Here is a 21411-nt window from a genome sequence, read left to right as displayed (position 1 = left end):
CGGCCCCGACACCACCCTCACCGCCCTCGCCCGCACCACCCTCCCCCCAACCACCCACCTCATCCCCACCACCCGCCGCAACCACAACGAGGTCCGCAGCACGATCGACGCGTTGGGCAGGGTGTTCAGCGTGGGCCACTCGGTGGACTGGCGGGCCCTCACCCCGGCCGGGAGGCGTACCTCCCTGCCGACGTATCCCTTCCAGCGGCGGGACTTCTGGCTGCGCGACACCGCGGGCGGGGGCGCCGACGTGGCGGGGGCCGGCCTGGACTCGGCCGACCACCCCCTGCTGGGCGCGGTGACCACCATGGCCGACACCGGCGAACTCGTGCTCTCCGGCCGACTCTCCGCCAGCACCCACCCCTGGCTCGCCGACCACACGGTAGGCGACACCGTCATCGTCCCCGGCGCCCTAATGGTCGACCTGGCCCTGCACGCCGCAGAGCACACCGACCACACCACCCTGGACGAGCTGGTCATCCACACCCCCCTCGCGCTGACCCGTCCCACCCCGGTCCAGATCACCGTGGGCGCCGAGACCGACACCGGCCACCGCCCCATCTCCCTCCACAGCCGCGACACCACCGGCACCTGGACCCGCCACGCCACCGGCACCCTCAGCAACCAGACCCAACCCACAACAGACCTCGGCACCTGGCCACCCACCGACGCCCACCAAATCGACCTCACCAACGCCTACCAGCGACTCGCCGACACCGGACTCCACTACGGCGCCGCCTTCCAAGGACTCCACACCCTCTACCAACGCGACAACACCCTCTTCGCCGAGATCGAACTCCCAGAAGCCGCCGGGCCCGCCAAAGGCCACCTCCTGCACCCGGCACTACTCGACGCGGCCCTGCACCCCGCCGCGGTGACCGCCGTGTGGGACGAGGAATCCGGCATCCAACTGCCGTTCTCCTGGGCCGGTGTGACCGTCCACGCCACCGGCGCCACCCACCTGCGGGTTCAACTGGACACCGACGACACCGGCGCCACCCGCCTGCTGGCCACCGACACCACCGGCCAACCCGTCATCACCATCGACTCCCTCACCACCCGACCACTCGACCCCGACCAACTCCGCCACGCCCAACCCGAAACAGACCACCTCTACGCACTCGACTGGTCCCCCTGCATCCCCACCACCCCCACCACCCCAGTGGACTTCGAGCGGTACACAGCCCCCACGACCGGCGACGACGTCCTGGCCGAAACCCACCGCATCACCGCCGAGACCCTGGCCCGCGTCCAACAACACCTGGCCCAGGACACCACCACCCCCCTCGTCGTCGAAGCCACCTACGACGACCTCGCGGGCGCAGCAGTCTGGGGACTCATCCGCACCGCCCAAACCGAACACCCCGACCGCATCATCCTCATCGACACCGACAACCACCCCACCTCCCAAGAGCTCCTCCCCGCCCTGATCGCCTCCGGCGAACCCCAAGCCCGCATCCGCGACGGCGCCATCACCCTCCCCCGACTCGCACGCTTGTCGGCGGACACCAGGGCGTCCACCGACAAGCGGCCCGAGCTCTCCACGGGCCCTGTGCTCGTCACCGGCGGCACCGGAGGTCTGGGCTCCCTCATCGCCCGCCACCTGGTCGCCGAACACGGCGTCCGCGACCTCGTCCTCACCAGCCGCCAAGGCCCCAACGCCCCCGGCGCCACCGAACTCACCGCCGAACTCCAACAACACGGCGCCCGCGTCCGCACCGTCTCCTGCGACCTCACCGACCGCACCGCCCTCGCCCGCCTCATCGACGAGATCGGACCGCTGACCGGCGTCATCCACACCGCCGGAGCCCTCGCCGACACCACCATCGACCACCTGGACGCCGACGCACTCACCACCACCCTCGCCCCCAAGGCCAACCCCGCCTGGTGGCTCCACGAACTCACCCAAGACCACCCCCTCACCCTCTTCGCCCTCTTCTCCTCCATCGCCGGCACCCTCGGCTCACCCGGACAAGCCAACTACTCCGCCGCCAACGCCTTCCTCGACGCCCTCGCCACCCACCGCCGTGGTCTGGGCCTGCCCGGTACCTCACTCGCCTGGGGATCCTGGGAACGCAGCACCGGCATGACCCGCCACCTCACCCAAGCCGACCACGACCGGATGTCCCGCAACGGGCTCCGGCCACTGTCGGACGCCGAGGGGCTGGCGCTCTTCGACGCGGCGGTCGGGTCCGGTGCCGCCGTGCTGGCGCCGGTGAGGCTGGACGTCGGAACACTGGGCCGGCTGGAGCCGGTGCCGGAGGCGCTGCGGGACCTGATCCGACGGCCCCGGCCGGCCGCCCGGCACGCCGCGAGGACGGCGCCGCCCGCGGTCGACCCCGGGTCGGCGCTGGAGCTGGTCTGCGAGCAGGTCGCCGAGGTGCTGGGGTACGGCGACGCCGACGCGGTCGACCCCGAACGGGACTTCCGGGAGTTCGGCTTTGACTCACTGACCGCGGTCGAGCTGCGGAACCGGCTGGCGTCGGCCACCGGGCTGCGGCTGTCCGCGACCGCGGTGTTCGATCATCCGACGGCCACCGCGCTCGCCGACCACGTGTGGGCGCGGCTGGCGGCTGGGCGTTCACCGGAGTCGGAGTCGTCGGCCTACACGGTTGCCACGCTGTACGAGCGGCTGTACCGGGATGGTCGGATCGAGGCGGCGACGCAGATGCTGGTCGGTGCGTCCTGGTCGGTGCCGACCTTCTCGGACCGGGACAGCGCGGAGCACGCCATGCCGCCGGTGACGCTGGCGACCGGTCCGCGGCGGCCGAGGGTGGTCTGCGTGCCGGCGGTGACTCCGGCGGCCACCCCGCATGAGTACGACGCGCTGGGCCGCCGGCTGGACGGGGTCCTGGACAGCGCGGTGCTGCCCTACCCCGGCTTCGGGACCGGTCAGGCCGTGCCGGAGGGCCGCGGGACGCTGGTCGGGATGCACGCGCGGTCCGTGCTCAGCCACGTCGGCGACGAACCGTACGTGCTGGTGGGCCGGTCCCTGGGCGGTACCGTCGCGCACGCCGTCACCGGCGAGCTGGAGCGACTGGGCCGCGGGCCGCGGGGGCTGGTACTGATCGACACCTACCCGCTGGACGGTGATTCGCGCGCCCAGGAGTGGCTGCTCGGGCTGCCCGCGCGGGCCGCGGTGGAGGAGGGCGCGCCGGACGACGCCGCGCTGCTGGCGATGGGTGCCTATCTGCGGATGTTCGCCGACTGGACACCGTACGCGGTCACCACGCCGACGCTGTTCCTGCGGGCCGGCCGCCCCACACCGGAGATGGCCGGAAAGGACGGCTGGCAGGCGACGTGGCCGCTGCCGCACGACCTGATCGAGGTGACGGGCGACCACTTCACGGTGCTGACCGACGAGGTGGCGGACACCGCGGAGGCACTGCTGGGCTGGCTGGCGAAGCTGGACTGAGCCGGGTGCGGCGAACCCATCGGCCGGTGGCGGCCCGGCCCTCCGCCGCACGCCGATCTTCCCCCCGCTGACCTGGCCCGACGGGTGGTCGGCCGATCGGCTGACGGACGGGTGGTGACCGGTCCGTGGAATGGTCGATGGAATTCCGTCACTGGGGCACGGGGCGGCGCCCCGCCTAGCATCGGCGGCGCCGTAAGGACTCGGTCAGCACGGGGGACATGCTCGATTGCAGGAGGAACCTTTGACCAGGTTGGTGGAGAGGGACGAGCAACTGTCCCGCCTTACCGCGCTGCTGTGTCAGGCCACGTCGGGGACCGGGAGCATCGCCCTCATCGAGGGGGCGGCGGCGACCGGTAAGACGGAGTTGCTGCATTCGTTCACCCGGTCCGTCGACGGAGCGTGTTCGCGTCGCGCCGACGGGCGCGAACCCGACTTGGACACGTCAACCGACGGCACATCGGCGGACGGAGCGTCGACGCACGGACGCCATGCGGACGGCGGGCCCGGGGCCGGCGGGGCACTGCTCCGACTGCACGCGATCTGCTCGCCGGCCGAGCGGGCGCTCCCACTGGGCGTGGTCAGCCAGCTGTTCCTGGCGCCCGCGCTGCCGACGGCGTTCCGGGATCGGGCCGCGGAACTGATCGACAGGCTCGCGTCCACCCCCGACACCGGGGCGACCGAGCGACTGACCGCCCAGGTGCTGCAAGGGCTGTGCGTGGAACTGCTCGCCCTGGTGAACCGTTCGCCGGCGCTGATCACGGTGGACGACGTGCAGCACGCCGACCCGGAGTCGGTGCTGTGGCTGCTGTGGCTGGCCCGGCGGATCGGGCCGGCCCCGGTGCTGGTGGTGCTGGCCAGCGACATCGGCCCGCACCCGGGGTTCTCGGCGGCCAGGACCGAGCTGTTGCGGTACCCGCACAGCGACCTGATCCCGGTCGGTCGGCTGTCGCAGCGAGGTGCCGCCGAGCTGATCGGACAGCGCTGCGGGCCGTCGGCCACCCACCGGCTGGCGCCGGCGTTCTTCAGCGCGAGCGGCGGCAATCCGCTGCTGTTGCACGCCCTGCTTGACGACTGGCGGACCGGCCGGAACATGGCCGGCCGCTCCTACCGGCAGGCGCTGCTGACCGGTCTGCGGCGCGGCGGGCCGGCCGGGCTGGCCGTGGTCCGCGGCCTGGCGGTGCTAAGCGGGTACGCCTCGGAGGCGTTGCTGAGCCGGCTGGTCGGGGTGAACGTGGACGTGGTCGCCGACACCGTCCGGGCCTTCGAGGCGGGCGGGCTGCTCAGCGACGGGGACTTCGCGCACCCCAACGGCCGGGCCGGGGTGCTCGACGACCTGCCGCCGCAGCAGCGCGTGGCGCTGCACCGCGCCGCGGCCCGGCTGTTACAGGAACGGGGCGAGCCGGCCACCGCGGTCGCCGTGCACATCGTCGCGGGCGAGGGCGCCGACGGGATCCCGGCCACCCGGATACTGCGGGACGCGGCCGAGAGCCACCTGCTGGAGCTGCGGTTCGCGGTGGCCGTGGACTGCCTGGAGCAGGCGCTGCGCAGCGCCGGGGACGGCCGGGAGCGGGCCGCGATCCGCGTCCGGCTGGCTCAGGTGGAGTGGCGCTCCGACCCCCGCGCCGCGGTCCGGCACCTGGAACAGCTGGCCGGGGACGCCCGGGCCGGCCTGCTGACGCCCGGCGACACCATCGAGGTATGCCGGCAACTGCTGTGGCAGGGCCGTCCCGAGGAGGCCACCGCGCTCGTCGAGCGGCTGCGGGCCGCGCCGGACGACGACCCGGCCGACGCCGGGGCCCGGCTGCGTGCGTTCGAGCTGTGGCTGATGTGCACCCACCCGCGGCCGGCGCGCCGACGCCGGCCGGTGCTGCGGGGCCACCCGACGGGCGAGGGGCCCGCGGACCGGTCCGAGCCGTGGCAGCGGTTCTCCGCGGTGCTGGCGGATGTGCTGATCCACGGGCGGTACGACGAGGCCACCGAACGGACCGAGCAGTTGCTGCACAAGGCCAGTGTGCAGCGGGGCACGGTGTGGACCGGCGAGTCCGCGCTGCTGTGCCTGATGCCGGAGGTGTACGCCGACCGGGCCGAGCGGGCGGCCCGCTGGTGCGAGGCCTGGCGCCGGGACCCGCGGACCGCGCGGCTGCCGATGTCCCGGGCCGAGCTGGCCGCCGTGTCGGCGGAGATCGCGGTCCGGCGCGGGGACCTGGCGACTGCCACCGAACGGGCGCGGGCCGCGCTTGAGGAGGTGTCCGCACCGGCCTGGGGCACGGCCGCCGGCCTGCCGCTGAGCTCGCTGATCCTGGCCGCCTCCCGGACCGGACAGTTGCCAATCGCCGCCGAATACCTGCGGGTTCCGGTCCCGGCGTCGATGTTCGAGAGCCGGTACGGGCTGCACTACCTGTACGCGCGTGGCCACTACCACCTTGTGTGCGACAACCACGCCGCCGCCCTGGCCGACTTCTTCGCCTGTGGCGAGCTGATGCGCTCCTGGGCGCTGGACACCCCGGGACTGGTGCCGTGGCGCACTGGCGCGGCCGAGACCTGGCTGCGCCAGGGCAACCGGGAGCAGGCCAGACGGCTGCTGAACGAACAGCTGGCCTGGGTGGGAACCGACTTCGGCCGGGTCCGGGGCCAGGCGCTGCGGCTACTGGCGGCGTGCGGGAGCGAGCGGCAGCGCACCGATCTGCTGGGGGACGCGGTGGAGATCCTGGAGGGCGCCGGGGACCGTTACGAATTGGCGCGGGCGCTGGCCGACCTCAGCCACGCGTACCACACGTCCGGCGAGCAACGGCGGGCCCGGCAGACGGCCCGCCGGGCCTGGCACGTGGCGCGCAGCTGCCAGGCCGAGCCGCTGTGCCGGGAGCTGTTCCCGGGCATGGCCGAGCACGAGGTGGACGGCCCCGGCGCGTTGGAGGACACCGCGCTGACCTTCCTCAGCCGGGCCGAGCGGCGGGTCGCGAGGCTGGCCTCGGCCGGCTACACCAACCGAGCCATCGCGGAGAAGCTGTTCATCACCGAGAGCACGGTCGAGCAGCACCTGACGAAGGTGTACCGGAAGCTGGGCGTGAAGCACCGCGAGGACCTGCCCGCGCTGCTCCACCACGACATCGCGACGTCCGCATGATGAGCGCACCGCTGCCGTCGGCGTGGGAGTCACGGCCGGCCGAGCAACAGCCGGAGTGGGACGCGCACCCCGCGCACGCCGCCGCGCTCGGCTGGCTGCGTGGCGCCGCGCCGCTGGTGACCCACACCGAGGTGGCCACCCTGGGCTGGGGCCTGGCGAAGGTGGCGCGGGGCCAAGCCCGGCTGGTGCAGGCCGGCGACTGCGCGGAGAGTTTCTATGAGTCCGGCGCCGGGCACACCGCCGCGAAGGCGTCGGCGCTCGAGGCGCTGGCCGACCGGATGGCGGCGCGGACCGGCCAGTCGGTGCTGCGGATCGGGCGGATCGCCGGGCAGTACGCCAAGCCTCGGTCGGCGCCGGTCGAGACGGTCGACGGGGTGACGCTGCCGGTCTTCCGCGGTCACATGGTCAACCTGGAGACGGCCTCGGAGCTCGCCCGGCGACCCGATCCGCGCCGGATGGTCTGGGCGTACCACGCGAGCACGGAGATCCTGCGGGACCTGCGCGCCTGGCGCCTGGCGGCGGCGGACGGCGGGCGGCTGGGGCCATGGAGCAGCCACGAGGCGCTGGTGCTGGACTACGAGGCCGGCCTGGTGCGGCACGACCCGACGCCCGGCCGGTCGCTGCTGGGCTCCACGCACTTTCCATGGATCGGCGAGCGCACCCGGCAGTTGGATCACGCACACGTGGCCCTGCTGGCCTCGGTGCGCAACCCGGTGGGCTGCAAGATCGGCCCGTCGACCGCCCCGGACACTCTGTTGCGGCTGTGCGCCGCGCTCGATCCCGACCGGGTCCCGGGGCGACTGACCCTGATCTTCCGGATGGGCCGGGACGCTGTCGCGGAGGCGCTGCCGCCGCTGGTGCGGGCGGTGGTGTCGGCCGGCCACCCGGTGGTGTGGCTGAGCGATCCGATGCACGGCAACACCCGGCGGGCGGCGGGCGGGCTGAAGACCCGTTATCTGACCGACCTGATCGCGGAGGGTCGGGAATTCCGCCGGGTGGTGGAGCGGGCCGGTCGGCATGTCGGCGGGCTGCACCTGGAGGTGGCCGCGGAGCGGGTGACCGAGTGCGTCGGCCGTCCCGAGGAGGAGAACGCGCTGACCGAGCGCTATCTGTCGCTGTGCGACCCGAGGTTGACCGTAGAGCAGGCGTCCGAGCTGATCGACGCCGTCTTCTGACAGGAGGCTATATCCCGTGATCTTGGTGACCGGTGCTACCGGGGCCGTGGGCGGCGAGGTCGTCGACCGGCTGCTGGAACGTGGAGAGAAGGTCCGGGTGCTCACCCGGAACCCCGAGAGCGCCCGACGCTGGGCCAAGGCGGTGGACGTCGTCACCGGTGACTTGACGGACCCGGGCTCGCTGGGCCCCGCGCTGGACGGGGTGGACCGGGCATTCCTGCTCCTGGTGCTGCCCGGGGTCCCGCAGGCCGGGCCGATCGTGCACGCGGTGCGCGACGCGGGCGTGCGGCAGGTGGCGCTGCTGTCCTCGATCCGGGCCGGCAGCGCGCGGGACAGCGCCATCAAGCAGGTCAACCTGGCGGCGGAAGCGGTGGTCCAGGGCTCCGGCCTGGACTGGACGGTGCTGCGCGGCGGCACGTTCATGTCCAACACGCTGCCGTGGGCGCCGTCGGTGCGCGCCGAGCGCGTGGTGCGGGCCTTCGGCGGGGATTTCCGCAGTTCGGCGGTGGACCCCCGAGACGTGGGCGAGGTGGCCGCCCGGGTGCTGGCGGATCCGGCCCCGCACCGGTCTCGCGTGCACACGCTGACCGGCGGCGAGGTGATCACGGTCGCCGAGCAGGTGGCCGTACTCGCCGACCTGCTCGGCGAGCCGGTGGCGTTCGAGGAACTGCCGGAGGCGGTGGCCCGGGCGGCGATGGTGGACCGGCTGCACTACCCGCCGGCGGTCGCCGACGCGATGCTGACCATGCTGCGCAACACCGACGAGAGCCTGGTGCGGGTCGATGGCGGGGTGGCGGAAGTACTGGGCCGACCGCCGCGGTCGTACCGGGAGTGGGCCGCCGACCACATCGAGGCGTTCCGGTGACCACCGACTGCGACGTGCTGGTGGTCGGCTGGGGCCCGGTCGGCCAGCTGACCGCGACGCTGCTGGCCCAAGAGGGCTGGCGAGTGACCGTGCTGGAGCGCTACGAGCGGCCGTACCCCTTCCCGCGGGCAGTGCACTTCGACGGGGAGACCGCGCGGTACCTGGCGGCCGCCGGGATCGGGGACCGGCTGCACGAGGTCGGGGACCCGGCGGTCGACTACGAGTTCCACACCGCCGACGGCCAGGTGCTGATGCGCCTGGAGCTGGCCGGCGACCCGCCCGGGTCGGCCGGCTGGCCGAGGTCGGTGGTCTTCCACCAGCCGGCGCTGGAGCGGGTGTTGCAGGAAAGGGCCGAGCGGCTGCCGAACCTGCGGCTGCTGCGCGGCGTGGAGGTGACCGACTGCGTCGAGCGGGACGACCATGTGGAGGTCACCGCCGGCCGGCGCCGGGTCACCGCCTCCTGGGTAGTGGGCTGCGACGGCGCGAACAGCGCGGTGCGCCGTGCCATCGGGTCCACGGTGACCGGCCTGGGGTTCTTCTACGACTGGCTGCTCTGCGACCTGGTGCTGAACGAGCCACGCGAGTTCCGGCCGAACAACCTCCAGATCTGCGACCCGGCCCGGCCGACCACGGCGGTCTCCGGCGGCTTGGAACACCGCCGTTGGGAATTCATGCGGCTGCCGGGTGAGAGCATCGAGGAGCTGAACCGGCCCGAGACCGCCTGGCGGCTGCTGGAAGCGCACGGCATAACCCCGGACAACGCCACCATGCACCGGCACTCGGTGTACACCTTCAGCGCGCAGTGGGTGGATCAGTGGCGGCGCGGCCGGATCCTGCTGGCCGGGGACGCCGCGCATCTGATGCCCCCGTTCGCCGGTCAGGGCATGTGCGCCGGCATCCGGGACGCGGCCAACCTGACCTGGAAGCTGGACCTGGTGCTGCGCGGCCGCGGCGACCCGGCGCTGCTGGACAGCTATGCGGTCGAACGCGCCGGCCACCTACGGCACTTCATCGGCTACGCGATCGAACTGGGCAAGATGGTGTGCGAACTGGACCCGGCCGCTGCCGCGGTGCGCGACACCATGCTGTTGGCCCGGGCGGCCGACCCGGAGGCCGAGGAGCCGCCGCAGCTCAGCGGGGTGCCGCTGAACGAGGGACTGTTGTCCGGGGCGGGCCCCGGCGCGGGCGCGTACATGCCGCAGGGCCGGGTGACCGGCACCACCGGCACTGGACGCTTCGACGACGTGGCCGGGCGTGGCTTCGTGTTCCTGACCGGCCAGGCCCCGGCGGCGCTGCTGGACGACGCCGACCGGGAGTTCCTGGCCGACATCGGGGCCCGCCTGGTGCGGGTGGTGCCGGCCGGGACACCGGTGGGCGAGGGCGAAGTGGCCGACGACGACGGGGTGTATCTGCCGTTCCTGGCCGAGTCCTCGGCGGTCGCGCTGGTGGTGCGGCCGGACTTCTACGTCTTCGGATCCGCCGCCGACCGTGTCTCGGCGGCGGAGCTGATGGGCGACCTGCGTCGCGGTCTGCTGTCCGCGACGCCACAACGATCACTCTCGGGAGGACCCGTATGACCGCCACACACCTGTCCCTGTGGGAGAACTGGACCAACCTCTGGTACAACCAGCTGGACCTGACCGACGAGATCATCGCGCCCGGGTTCAAGCTGTGCCTGGAGTCCGACCGCGACCTGGACGCGATCAACGACGCGCAGTCGGTCCGCCGGTGGGTGATCGCGGTGAACGCGGTCTTCCAGGAGGCGAAGTTCACCACCCTGGTCGGGCCGATCATCACGGACGAGTACATCACCACGCACTGGAGCGTGATCGGCAAACTGGGTCCGGGCGCGGGCGAACTCGGGCCGGAGGGCGCCACGTTCACCCGGATCCTGACCGAGATCCTCAAGGTGGAGAACGGTCTGATCACCGAGTGCTGGGCATCCTGCGACCCGGTCAAGGTGCTCACCGACTGACATGCCGCCACCGGGTCGGCCGGGCCCACCCGTCGGCGGGCCCACGGGTGCGCCGCCGACCGCCGGTGGGCCGGGGCGGCCCGGGGGACCAGCCCGCCATCACCGCGCGGCCGGCACCGGCAACGCCGTCGTCAGCCGACCCGAAGCGCCCCGGCCCGGCGGTCGGCACCGGACCGGGTGGCCTTCGGTAACTGGGCGTGCGCCACGTCCCGGATCACCGGGTGCGCGAAGGTGTAGCCCCTCTCGTCGAGCTCGTGCACCAGCAGGTGCCGCCGGGTCAGCTCGTCCAGGCAGCCCCGCACCACCCCCACGGAGCGGCAGCCCAGCGCGGCCACGGTGTCCGGCACGATGGGCCCGGACACCAGGGTGGCCTCCTTCAGGACCTCCTTCTCCTCAGGCCCGAGGCGGTCGAGCATCGCGGCGACCACCCGGTAGATCCGGGCCGGCAGCCGGCCCTCCGGGGTGCCGTCCGGCTCGTGCAGCCGCTGCCGGGCGAACTCGATGGCGTACATGGGGTTGCCGCCGATCCGGTCGAACAACTCCGGGGTCAGACCGGTGCCGTCACCACCTTCCTCGCGCCGCAGCACCGACCCCCACAGCTCCCGGACCGCGGCGTCGGTCAGCCGGTCCAGCGTCATCGTGGTGGATGCCCGGGAACACACCCGGCGACGGGCGAGCTCCGGCCGGGCCGTGGAGATCAGCAGCAGTGGGATGGCGGCGACCCGCCCGGCGAGCAGGCCGAGGAACCGCAACAGGTCCTCGTCGGCCGCGTGCAGATCCTCCACCACCAGCACCACCGGGAGTTCCCGGGCGATCCCGGTGAGCAGGTCGACGACGGCAGCGTGCACCGCGCCGGCGTCCGGCCCGCCGCGCGCCCGCCCGCCCGGAGCGAACAACGGGAGCAGGTCGCGGGCCAGCGACCGGGCCGCCGAGTCCTCGCCGAGCAGTCCGCTCACCGCGGCGGTCACCTTGGCCTCGGCCTCCTCAGGCGTGCAGCCGTGGGACAGCCCGGCCCAGGAGGCGACCAGGGCGGCGACCGGGTCGGCCGTGGCGGTCCGCAGGCCGTGCACCGTGCCGGTCCGCAGTACCCGGGCCCGGTCGGGGTTGTGCCGAATCAGCCGGGCGAGTTCCAGCACCAGACGGCTCTTGCCCATGCCCGCCTCGCCCACCAGGGTCAGGATCCGCCCGCGCCCACGCCGCACCACCAGGTCGAGGTGCTCCTGGAGGATCACCAGATCGAGGTCCCGGTCGACCAGCGGCGGCCGCGGGATGTCGACGGGGCACGGGGGGTCGCCGCGCAGCCCGGTCGCGTGCCACAGCCGCGAACCGGCGGGCGAAGGGTACGGGGCGGGGTCGTGGATGAGGTCGGCACCCCCGCTGCGCCGGGTCGCCTCGCAGATCCACACCGTATCCGGCGGTAGCGACCAGACCTGGCGCAGACAGGTGTCGATCGCCGGGCTCACCACCTCCGGCGCCGCGCCGTGCGTCTTGATCAGGATCTCCTCGGTGTTGACCGACAGGCGCACGGTGGCCGACAGAAGGCCGGTGTCCTCCCGGGCGGCGAAACGGTCGCGCACCACCAGCGCGGTACGAACCGCGGCCAGCATGTCCTGTTCACCGGTGCGCGGGACACCGAACACCGCCTGGACCGCGGAGCCGGTACAGCACACCACGGTGCCGCCGGCGAGCTCCGCCTCGGCACGGACCGCGGCGGCCAGGTCGGCGAGCAGGTCATCCACGTCCTCCGGGTCCACCCCGTGGCCGAGGTCGAACGACGTGGTGAGGATGGAGACGAGCTTGCGCTCCCCGGTCGAGGCGGTCGGCCTGGGGGACGGCGCGACCGGTTCGACCCCGGCCCGGCGGGCGGTCGGCACCCCGTCCGGGACGGTCTCGACCGTCGGTGCCGGACGGACGTGCGGGGCGCCGGAGAGGGTCAGCCGCAGCTCGGGCTCGACGACCGGGCGCAGGGACACGTCGTGGGCGAGGATGCGGGTCTCCAGCTCGCGCAGCTCCCAGGTGGGTTCCAGAGCGAGGTCGTCCATCAGCGCCTTGCGGGTCCGCTGGTAGGCGCGCAGCGCGTCGACCTGCCTGCCGCAGCGGTACAGCGCGACCATCAACAGCCGGCAGGCACGCTCCCGGTGCGGCTCCGCGGTGACCAACTCGTTGAGTTCCGCCACATGTTCGTGGTGCCGCCCGGCGGCGATCTCCGCCTCCAGATAGTCCTCCAAGGTGGTCAGCCGCTCCTCCTGGAGGGCGGCCAGCCGGGGCCAGGTGATGCCGGTGTCGGTCAGATCCTCCAGTGCCGTACCCCGCCACAGGTCGAGTGCCTCGCGCAGGGCCCGGGTGGCCTCGGCGCGCCGGCCGTCAGCCAGCGCCTCGCGGCCGACCCGGGCCAGCCGTTCGAAACGGAGCAGGTCGAGCATGCTCTCGTCGACCCGCAGGAGGTAGCCGGGTGAGTGGGTCAACAACGCGCAGGACGGGGCCAGGTCGTGCTCGGCGAGCAGGCCGCGGATCCACGACACGGTGTTCTGGAGCATCTTACGCGCGGTCGAGGGGGCTCCCTGAGGCCAGATCACCTTGATCATCTGGCTGGTGGCGACCACGTTGTTCGCGTGCACCAGCAGGTATCCCAGAACCGCGCGCTTCTTGGGACCACCCATCGGCAGCATGGCGCCGTCGCTGACCACCTGAAGCGGGCCAAGAACATTGAATCGTACTTCAGGCCCAGGTTTTGGCATCGCACGGAGTCGCCGGTCCTGCCACCTTTCGAGCATCACACGAACCCCCTATTGGAGTACAAGCATGGAGATATCGGTTCTTCTACGGATTCGACCGACCGGTCCACCCGTACCCAGCCCTGACAACGTTGCACACGGTCGAAAAGATCAGCGCCCATGGCATCCAGCAGACGCCGCACCTCTTCAAGAACAGGACATTCCGGGACAGCCCATAAGGTTTCAATCATGTCGGCGAGGGTCAGATCCGCCAGACGGCGAGCAGCCGTCCGGCACTCAACGAGGGAGGTGACATAGCACTACACAGTAGAGCCCACGCGGGCTGATCAGGCAGGTTTCTCGGGCTGCAAGCGATACGACAATCCTAATTCGAACGATTTAGAAGAATCACTAAGGTGTGTACTACATGGTCTAGGAGGCCATCTAGCGGCGACACCCGGCGACCCAGGCCCTGTGGAGCCGGAATCTGTGCCACCCCCTGTGCGACCTGCATGGATCCGGGCTCGGCGGGTCGGCCCGGCGGCCACTGTTCGAGGAGTTGGTGCGACCTGTGTCTGTTGCAGTACTCCGCGTACTCATCGATGACGAGGCGTGATCGCGAAGTCACACTGACACCGCACCGGGGTGTCCGAGTCCAACGGTCAGCGGTGGGACTTGAGCCAGCTACGGATATCGGCGATGACCCTCTGGTCGGGCTCGCCGGGCTCCGGGGAGAACTTCGAGGTGATGTTCATGAGGTGTGCCATACCCGGATCGATGATGCTCTTGTGGTCCTTGTTGCCGGCCGCGGCGACGGCGGCGTCGGCGACCAGGGCGCCACGGGCCGGGGTATCGGTGCTGGACAGCACCTGGTCGCCGTGGAGCAGGACGGAACGGAACTGGTCGGCGGTCTCCTTCGGCTGAGCGACCAGGCCGTTGACGGCCTCGGTGACGGTCAGTTGGCCATCACCGTCCACGTCGAACTCATCGTGCAACTGCAACCGCAGGCGGCCGTAGATTTGCAGGGTGATCAGCTGCCTGAATTTCAGGCCGACGACACCCATCTCGATGACACCGGCGGGCTTCGGGATGCGGTACTTGTCCGGGTCGGCGGCGAGGTTGGCGGCCACGTTGGTGCCCTCGCTGTGCCCGGCAGCGAGACCGGTTCACGGTCGAGCTTGGCCGTCAGGGCCAGATAGTTCTGACGAACCCCGCGCTCGGTACTGCCCAGGCGGACGGTGTCGTTGTGGGCGACCGCGAACCGGGCCAGGTCGAGCCGGCGGTCCTCCATGGCGATGCTGAACGTGCGGAAGTCGTCATAACCGCGCTCGTTCGGGTCAACCGAACTGTCGATCACCATGCGTTCGACGGTCTTCGGGAAGAGCTCCCGGTAGAGCGATCCGAGATAGGTGCCCCAGGAAATGCCGTAGTAGGAGATGGTGCGCTCACCGAGCGCACGATGGATCCGGTCCATGTCCCGAGCGACGTTCGCAGTGGTCAGGTGCGGCAGCAGGTTGCCGGAGTTGTCCGCGCACTGCTTGGCCATCCGCTTGGCGTAAGCCACGTTCCCGTCGGTTGAACCGTCACCAGACGGGAAGGACAGCACCTCCATCTGCTCGTCACGGACCAGTTCATCAGCGTCTCGGCCGCAGTTCATCGGGGCGCTGTATCCGATGCCACGCGGATCGAAGGCGGCCAGGTCGTAGCTGTCGCGCACTTCGGCCGGCAGGAGGCTGCCCATTGCGGTGGGCACGTCCAGACTCGGGCCTGGACCTCCGCCATTGAGCATCAGAACACCCTTGCGCTTCTCCGGCTTAGCCGGGGGAATCCGGGACACCTCCACCTTGATGGTGCGCCCTTCGGGGGCACGGTAGTCGAGTGGCATCTTGAGTGTGGCGCACTGCTGAGGCGCCGGGGCATCGGTCGGCCACTCACCCCACTTGAGGGCGAGCGGGCGAGGCGTCGTGGCCTTGGCCGACTCAAGCACGGTGGTGGCGATGACGCCGAGCGTCCCCATAGCGGCAACGACGGCTAGCGTCCGCGCGCGACGGGAGTAGCGCCCACCAGAGCGGGAAGAATTCTTCGATCGCATGTACTGACCGTAGAAATCCCGGGAACAGACCACTAACCCGCTGACTGCTGGGATTTCCGGATTGGCACGCTCTGGGACACGACCGACGCATACCGTTCCCTGTACTACGCCGAAGCCCTAGCGACAGGGAGAAGGACGTCGAGATCCTCGTACTCCGGCACCAACTGCTGGTCCTGCAACGCCGGGTCGGTAAGCCGACCTTCACCGACAGCGACCGTGCCATCCTCGCCGGCCTGCTCCACCACCTCCCCAAAGACAGACTGCGGCACCTCTTGCTGTTGGTCCGCCCCGACACGGTCCTGCGCCGGCATCGCGACCTGCTCAGGCGGCGCCATGCCGCGACCTGCGTACCCAAGCGACGCGGACGCCCACGCACGATCCGATCGATCCGCGCCTCGGCCCTGCGCCTGGCCCGGGAGAAAGCCTCGTGGGGATATCGACCGATCCACGGCGAACTCGCCGCACCGGGGATCAAGATCGCCGCCTCCACCGTCTGGGAGATCCTCCGCGAGCACGGCATCCCACCCGCCCCCGAACGGCAGAGCACCACCTGAGCCGACTTCCTCCGCAGCCAGGCCAAGGCTCTTCTCGCCTGCGATCTTTTCGAAGCCCACACTCTGACGGGAGCGCGCCTGTATGCCTTCGCCGTCATCGAGCACACCACCCGTCGCATCAGGATCCTCGGCGCCACCGCACACCCCACCGCGGAGTGGATCGTGCAGCTCGGACGCAACCTCCTCATGGACCTCGAAGACGCGGGCAGCAAGGCGAAGTTCCTCATCCGCGACCGCGACTCGAAGTTCACAGCCGCCTTCGACGCCCTCATGACCGATGCCGGTCTCAAGGTCGTCACCACCCGCATTCGGATACCACGGATGAACTCACGCATGGAGCGCTGGATACAGACCTGCCGCAGGGAACTTCTGGACCGGACCCTGATCTGAAACCAGAACCACCTTCTCCACGCCCTGCACGAGTACGAATCCTTCTACAACGAGCACCGCCCGCACAGGACCCTGGAACAGGCGGCCCCATGCCGCCCACTACCCACGCCCGTCACCCAACAAGCCCAACTCGTTCATCTGGAAATCCACAGACGAGACCGACTCGGCGGAACCCTCCACGAATACCAGCACACGGCGTGAACCGCACGGATGATGTATCGGCACCCGCAATGTCAGAGTCCACCGTGTCCAGGCCCGGCGTCTCGACCTCGCTGACGCCGGACGGGTACGAACTCGCCACCGCGGTGGATGTTGTGGCCGAAAGAGTCCGACAGGCTGCCCCGGCCTCTCGACCGGCTTTCCTTCGGCTGATGCCTGAGGCCATGGCTGGTGACTGATCACACTCAGAGCCGAGCGATCACCGGCGCGAACTCGTGTGCGAGGGCCTGCTGGATCGTAAAGTACGTGTAACCCCACTGTTCCCGACGTTCATGCAGTCGTTCGACGATCTGTAGCACGCTGCCGAGGAGCACGATCGGCGACGTGATCACCTCAGTGGCGGGGGCGCCGAAGAGGTGCTCAAGCCCTGCGGCGGCTTCGAGTGCGTCGGGCACGACGCCGGCAAAGCGCAGCCAGCCATGGATCTCAAGGTCGTCGAAGCGTGGTCCCGCCGCCTCCCGCACCCAGGTGAGCTTTCGGTCGATACTGGGTGGGAGTGCGTCGGGCGCGGAGGCGGCCCGTTGCGTGCTGGATGGCAAGGACGGGTTCACACCCACGATATCCGCGTGCGCTCCGGCGAAGGTGAGAACGCGCCTGCCCCCGCCCGCCACGAGGATCGGAGGGCCGCCGACCCGGTGCGGCGTGGGCGTTCCCAGCAATTCCGAAATCCGGTAGTGCGCCCCTGAGTAGTTGAACGGGCCGTCACTGAACAGTCCCTTGAGTACCGTGACGTGCTCGATCAGCCGGTCGACGCGGATGCCGGGTGAGGCCATCGGGATCCCGGAACACCTGTAGTCGCGCACCTGGTATCCGGCACCGACGCCCACTTCGAGTCGGCCCTGCGACAGCTGGTCGATGGACGCCAGCTCCCGGGCGAGCACTGCCGGGTGCCGGAAATCCGCAGCGAGCACGGCCGGGGCGACCCGCAACGTGGTCGTCGCGGCCGCCGCCATGGCCATCGCGGTGATCGGGCCGTAGCCCTCGTCGAGGTGGTCGGGAACGAACAGCGTCGAGTAGCCCAGTGATTCCAGCTCCCGGGCCGAGTCCGCCCAGGTCCGGCCGGGGAACGGCGCCATCATCTCCACGCCGAAGCGGAACGGCCGCGGCGCAGGTCCACGAACACGTCCTGGATACGGGCGCGGGCTCGGCCTCTTGGCAGGTTGTTGCATCGCCACCCGATTCTCCGATCTGTGTTCCGCACGGGACGATCAGCGGTCGACTGCGGCACCTGTCGACCGCGCATCGCTACACAAGGGCCAGCGCATTGGCCGGGGAACCAATTCCGCCTCGCTTGTGCAACGGGGCGCTGGTAAGCAGACCGGAGTAACGACGTTCCCGGTGACAGTATTCAGCGAGCTGCTCCAAGTTGAACATTTCTCCAACCGCCATGCCGAGCAGCGCGATGAGCCGGAAATGCAGAAACCCGTCAACTGCCATGTTGTCGAAGGGCATCACCTCAAGAGCGGGAACGTCCGCGGCCACGGCACTGATCCCGTTGTCCCACAACCATTCGAGAACGGCATCGGTGCGTGCCAAGCCCGGACTGCCTTGATCCTGGGTGTTGGCGGCGAGCCGATGACGTTCGTCTTCGCCCAGTTTCTCGTACCAGGCCGTCCAGCCGAATCGGATCAGCAGGATGTCGCCACGACGCAGTTCGACGTCCTGTGCCGCACGAATATCCTCCAAGTCCGCAGCGTCGAACGGGACCGACAGGCCGGCATCGATGGGAGCACCGCGGTCCGCGCGATACTGGCAGGCGTCCAGGAGCACGAAGCGGCCGGCGATTCCGCGCTCGGCCCATACATGAATGCCGAGCGCGTCGCCGACCGTACCGACTTCTCGCCTGCCGTTGTAGAACCCATAGTTCGGGTGAGCGATATGAGACAACGCGTCCCACTGGCTGGACCGCTGCGGGTAAAAGCCGTCGTAGCGGTCGTCATTGCCACCGTTCTCTTCCGCGATGACGGTGTGCACCGACGGCAACCGGCCGAACAACGGCGGGTCGGGCAAGTCCAGATCCCAGTCGAGCGGAAACACCAGACCAGCCCGCACCAGTCGGGCGGCGTCTCTCACATGCTCCGGCGTCAGCCGATTGATCGTTCCCGCCTCGTCGTCCTCGCCGAACACCCCCCAACTGGACCCAGGTGGCATCCTGGCAGCCAACTGTGCGTAGGTGGGCTCACTTTCACGCATCATCATGCCCTTTCGACAAAGGTCTCACGCAGGGGTTCTACCGCCGCTGTCCGCTTCACTCGGACTTCCTTCGACAGCATCACCGGGACAATAGCGACGAGCATGATTCCTCCACCCACCGCCATCGTAGTGGCCAACTCGGCGTGTCCCGTCGCATTCTCGTCGAACCAGGACCCACTCCGCTTGACGAGAAACATCCCGGCAACTACCTGGAGACATGACGTGATTCCGGAAAGTGTACCCGTGAATCGCGGTCCGGCGAGTTCCGCCCAGTAGGCGTTCATGGTGCCGAAGTAGATCAGATTCGCGACCATGACCCCGCCGCCGAGCAGCAGCGCCCACGGCACCCACCCCATCGGCACCAGCGCAGCGATGAGAAACGCGATTCCGCCCAGCAGGAACCCCACGGCTATCCACATACGCGCCCGTCCTCCGAACACGCGCTGCAGAACCAGGCTGTTCAGGAACGAAAAGGCGACGGGAATTACAGTGATCGCAGGCAGGACAACCGCGACGACGTCCGGGTTGACCTTGTCAAGATTGATCAGGCCGAACGACAACCAGTTCAGCGACAACCAGATCGGACTGATGAGCAGCCCCGAGATGCCGAACAAGATGACACCGCGATTACGCAGCAAACTCACCACCTCCCGAAACCCGACCCGGCCGAGCGGCCGCGCGGCAGCCGCCTCGCCTCCTTCGATCAGGGCAATCTCGCCCGCACTGATTCCGCGCATCCGTCGTGGTTCGTCGGAGATCCAGAACAGCAAGATCAACGGAGGTACGGTGAAGACGGCCACCACGATGAATGCCAACTGCCACGAGGCGTGGTTCGCGATCGGGAGTGCGATCAGCGGTGTGACCATCGACGAGATACCGGCACAGGCACCGGTCGTCAACGACGTTACCTTGGTCCGCTCATGGGATGGGAACCAGGTCGCCAGAATTCGAAATGTCGGCGCCAGCAACAGGCCGAACACGAACCCGAACGCCAGATTTCGCCACCACATTTCATTGTAGGTGCGTACAAAGACCATACTCACCGACAGCACGGTGACCCCGAAGCCGCAGGTCAGCAGCATTATCTTCGACCCAAAACGGTCGGCGAGCACACCAGCGATGGCCAGCATCGGAGCATACCCGAGCAGATACGCGGACAACACGCCGGACACCTGAGCGGGAGTCAGCGCCAGCGAATCCGACCAGAACGGGGCAAGTTGTGAGACCTTGGCCTCGTCAAGCCATACTCCGAAGTTCAGCGCGACGACTACACCGAATACAAACCAGCGCCGGCGTGAAATACTTTCCGGTGGGGCACCAGTGGTCTGCCGTGACGAAGATTCCATCGAGACGATCTCCTCGGAATGCGGAGCGTATTACGTTCATGAATCACCGCTGCATCCCCCTTCATTGGTCAGCTTCCCGTGTCCCGTAGGTCCGCGAACGCCTGGTCGGTGCGGTCGAGGATGGCGTCGATGTCGGCATCGGTGTGCGCGGCCGAGAGGAACCAGTTGTGCCATGGGTGCAGGTACACGCCGCGCCGGACCGCGGCCTCGGCCCATGCCGTGCCCAAGCTCAGGTCGTCGTCGCCCGCGAAGTACAGGACGGGCATCTGCACAGGACCGGTCTGGCGGATCTCGTACCCGTGGGTGGCCGCCTGCGCCGCCAGGCCCTCCCGCAGCCGGGTGCCGGTACGGAGCATGTCCGGCAGCGCCTGTCCGTTGCGCAGTTCGCGCAAGGTGGCCAGGCCTGCGGCGAGCGGCACCGCCGCGTACCAGAACGAGCCCGTCACATAGACCGAACTCACAGCGTCGCGTAGCGCGTCGATCCCTGTGACAGCGCCGAGTGGCTGCCCGTTGGCCAGCGCCTTGGACCAGGCCGTAAGGTCGGGCCGGACACCGAGTGGTTCCCAGCTGCCCCCGAGGTGCAGCCGGTGTCCGCATCGGACGTCGTCGAGGATCAACACGGCGCCGGTGCGGTCGGCCAACGCCCTCAGGCCATGGGCGAACGCCGGGTCGGCGAGTTCCTGGTCGCGCCGCACGTCGTGGCGCATGGGGCAGACGATGATCGCCGCGAGGTCGTCGCCCGCCTCGGCCGCGGCCCGTTCCGCAGAGGGCAGGTCGTTGTACTCGTAGCGGATCAGGTGGGTCTGGTCCTCCGCGGTGACGCCCCGGCCCCTCAGCGAGCACCACGGCACCGCGCCGTGGTAGGCGCCGGCCGCGACCAGGACCTTCCGCTTGCCGGTGGCTGCCCGTGCGATGGTGACACACGTGGTGGTGGCGTCGGTGCCGTTCTTGCAGAACATGGCCCAGTCCGCGGACGGCACGGTGTCCACGAGCAGTTCGGCGTAGTCGACGGCGACCGGGCTCGTCCCGTCGAGGCAGTCGCCGCGTTCGAGCTGGTCCAGGATCGCCTTGGTGACTCCGGGGTGCCGGTGCCCCAGCACGACCGGTCCCCAGCCGCACATGAGGTCGAGGTACTCCCGGCCATCGGCGTCGGTGACGCGGCAGCCGTTGCCGGACACCATGAACTGCGGGTGCGCGCCGCTGAAGTCCGTTACGCGCATGTGGCCATACATGCCCCCGGGGATGACCTGGCCGGCGCGTTCGCGCAGGGCCAGCTCGCGCTGGCCGAGCATGGTTGGTGCGGTGGTCACTGGTGGACGCTCCTCTCTATGGGCCCCGTTGCGAGGGCC

At 70.1% G+C, this 21411-nt stretch carries 13 protein-coding genes and 1 pseudogene; 7 read left to right on the top strand and 7 right to left on the bottom strand.

Going from position 1 to position 21411, the window contains the following annotated elements:
- From ACFXB5_RS19390 to ACFXB5_RS19365, 6 genes are all read left to right on the top strand, one after another.
- A partial coding sequence (locus ACFXB5_RS19390) for a type I polyketide synthase (RefSeq protein WP_385209253.1) occupies positions 1 to 3415 on the top strand: 3415 nt, incomplete at its 5' end.
- 241 nt (positions 3416 to 3656) lie between these two features.
- The gene (locus tag ACFXB5_RS19385; protein ID WP_385209250.1) at positions 3657 to 6539 is read left to right on the top strand and encodes an AAA family ATPase; all 2883 of its coding nucleotides are present in this window, start codon (positions 3657 to 3659) and stop codon (positions 6537 to 6539) included.
- Positions 6536 to 7714 carry a 3-deoxy-7-phosphoheptulonate synthase gene (locus ACFXB5_RS19380; RefSeq protein WP_385209247.1) on the top strand — a complete coding sequence of 393 codons (1179 nt, stop codon included), beginning with the start codon at positions 6536 to 6538 and terminating at the stop codon, positions 7712 to 7714. The genes ACFXB5_RS19385 and ACFXB5_RS19380 overlap by 4 nt, the downstream gene beginning before the upstream one ends.
- A gap of 16 nt (positions 7715 to 7730) precedes the next feature.
- Positions 7731 to 8579: an NAD(P)H-binding protein gene (locus tag ACFXB5_RS19375; RefSeq protein WP_385209244.1), complete on the top strand. Its 849-nt coding sequence runs from the start codon at positions 7731 to 7733 to the stop codon at positions 8577 to 8579.
- Entirely contained in the window at positions 8576 to 10156 is a 1581-nt protein-coding gene (locus ACFXB5_RS19370; RefSeq protein WP_385209241.1) for a bifunctional 3-(3-hydroxy-phenyl)propionate/3-hydroxycinnamic acid hydroxylase, read from the top strand. Before ACFXB5_RS19375 ends, ACFXB5_RS19370 begins: the two co-directional genes overlap by 4 nt.
- Positions 10153 to 10554, top strand: a complete 402-nt coding sequence (locus tag ACFXB5_RS19365; protein ID WP_385209238.1) for a hypothetical protein — start codon at positions 10153 to 10155, stop codon at positions 10552 to 10554. The genes ACFXB5_RS19370 and ACFXB5_RS19365 overlap by 4 nt, the downstream gene beginning before the upstream one ends.
- Before the next feature lie 131 nt (positions 10555 to 10685).
- Here ACFXB5_RS19365 and ACFXB5_RS19360 read toward each other — a convergent pair whose 3' ends face one another.
- The 3 genes from ACFXB5_RS19360 to ACFXB5_RS19350 all read right to left on the bottom strand — a co-directional run bounded on the left by ACFXB5_RS19360 (position 10686) and on the right by ACFXB5_RS19350 (position 15285).
- A complete protein-coding gene (locus tag ACFXB5_RS19360; protein WP_385209236.1) occupies positions 10686 to 13241 on the bottom strand; it encodes a BTAD domain-containing putative transcriptional regulator in 2556 nt (851 codons plus the stop codon).
- Between the two features lie 689 nt (positions 13242 to 13930).
- Positions 13931 to 14398 carry a hypothetical protein gene (locus tag ACFXB5_RS19355; protein ID WP_385209234.1) on the bottom strand — a complete coding sequence of 156 codons (468 nt, stop codon included), beginning with the start codon at positions 14396 to 14398 and terminating at the stop codon, positions 13931 to 13933.
- Positions 14314 to 15285 carry an alpha/beta fold hydrolase gene (locus tag ACFXB5_RS19350; protein WP_385209231.1) on the bottom strand — a complete coding sequence of 324 codons (972 nt, stop codon included), beginning with the start codon at positions 15283 to 15285 and terminating at the stop codon, positions 14314 to 14316. Before ACFXB5_RS19350 ends, ACFXB5_RS19355 begins: the two co-directional genes overlap by 85 nt.
- A 146-nt stretch (positions 15286 to 15431) precedes the next feature.
- On the opposite strand from ACFXB5_RS19350, the pseudogene ACFXB5_RS19345 reads away from it, so the two are divergent.
- Positions 15432 to 16505, top strand: a pseudogene (locus tag ACFXB5_RS19345) (integrase core domain-containing protein).
- 203 nt (positions 16506 to 16708) lie between these two features.
- Here ACFXB5_RS19345 and ACFXB5_RS19340 read toward each other — a convergent pair.
- The 4 genes from ACFXB5_RS19340 to ACFXB5_RS19325 all read right to left on the bottom strand — a co-directional run bounded on the left by ACFXB5_RS19340 (position 16709) and on the right by ACFXB5_RS19325 (position 21372).
- Entirely contained in the window at positions 16709 to 17608 is a 900-nt protein-coding gene (locus ACFXB5_RS19340; protein WP_385209228.1) for a TIGR03621 family F420-dependent LLM class oxidoreductase, read from the bottom strand.
- A gap of 160 nt (positions 17609 to 17768) precedes the next feature.
- Positions 17769 to 18650, bottom strand: coding sequence for a cyclase family protein (locus ACFXB5_RS19335; protein WP_385209225.1), 882 nt, complete (start codon positions 18648 to 18650; stop codon positions 17769 to 17771).
- Between the two features lie 68 nt (positions 18651 to 18718).
- Entirely contained in the window at positions 18719 to 20062 is a 1344-nt protein-coding gene (locus ACFXB5_RS19330) for an MFS transporter (RefSeq protein WP_385209223.1), read from the bottom strand.
- Positions 20063 to 20130: 68 nt separating this feature from the next.
- Complete coding sequence (locus ACFXB5_RS19325) at positions 20131 to 21372, bottom strand: aminotransferase class III-fold pyridoxal phosphate-dependent enzyme (protein WP_385209220.1); 1242 nt, start codon at positions 21370 to 21372, stop codon at positions 20131 to 20133.
- Between the last annotated feature and the right edge of the window lie 39 nt (positions 21373 to 21411).

The organism is Streptomyces sp. NPDC059455 (assembly GCF_042750115.1).
Classification (GTDB): domain Bacteria; phylum Actinomycetota; class Actinomycetes; order Streptomycetales; family Streptomycetaceae; genus Streptomyces; species Streptomyces endocoffeicus.
Note: the sequence above shows the minus strand (reverse complement) of the source record. Positions and strands in the feature narration are given on the sequence as shown.

What these genes read in the sequence shown, in the direction of transcription:
- ACFXB5_RS19380 (WP_385209247.1), top strand. Translation starts at nt 6,536, where the DNA reads ATGATGAGCGCACCGCTGCCGTCGGCGTGGGAGTCACGGCCGGCCGAG.
- ACFXB5_RS19365 (WP_385209238.1), top strand. Translation starts at nt 10,153, where the DNA reads ATGACCGCCACACACCTGTCCCTGTGGGAGAACTGGACCAACCTCTGG.
- ACFXB5_RS19350 (WP_385209231.1), bottom strand. Translation starts at nt 15,285, where the DNA reads ATGGGGACGCTCGGCGTCATCGCCACCACCGTGCTTGAGTCGGCCAAG.
- ACFXB5_RS19330 (WP_385209223.1), bottom strand. Translation starts at nt 20,062, where the DNA reads ATGGAATCTTCGTCACGGCAGACCACTGGTGCCCCACCGGAAAGTATT.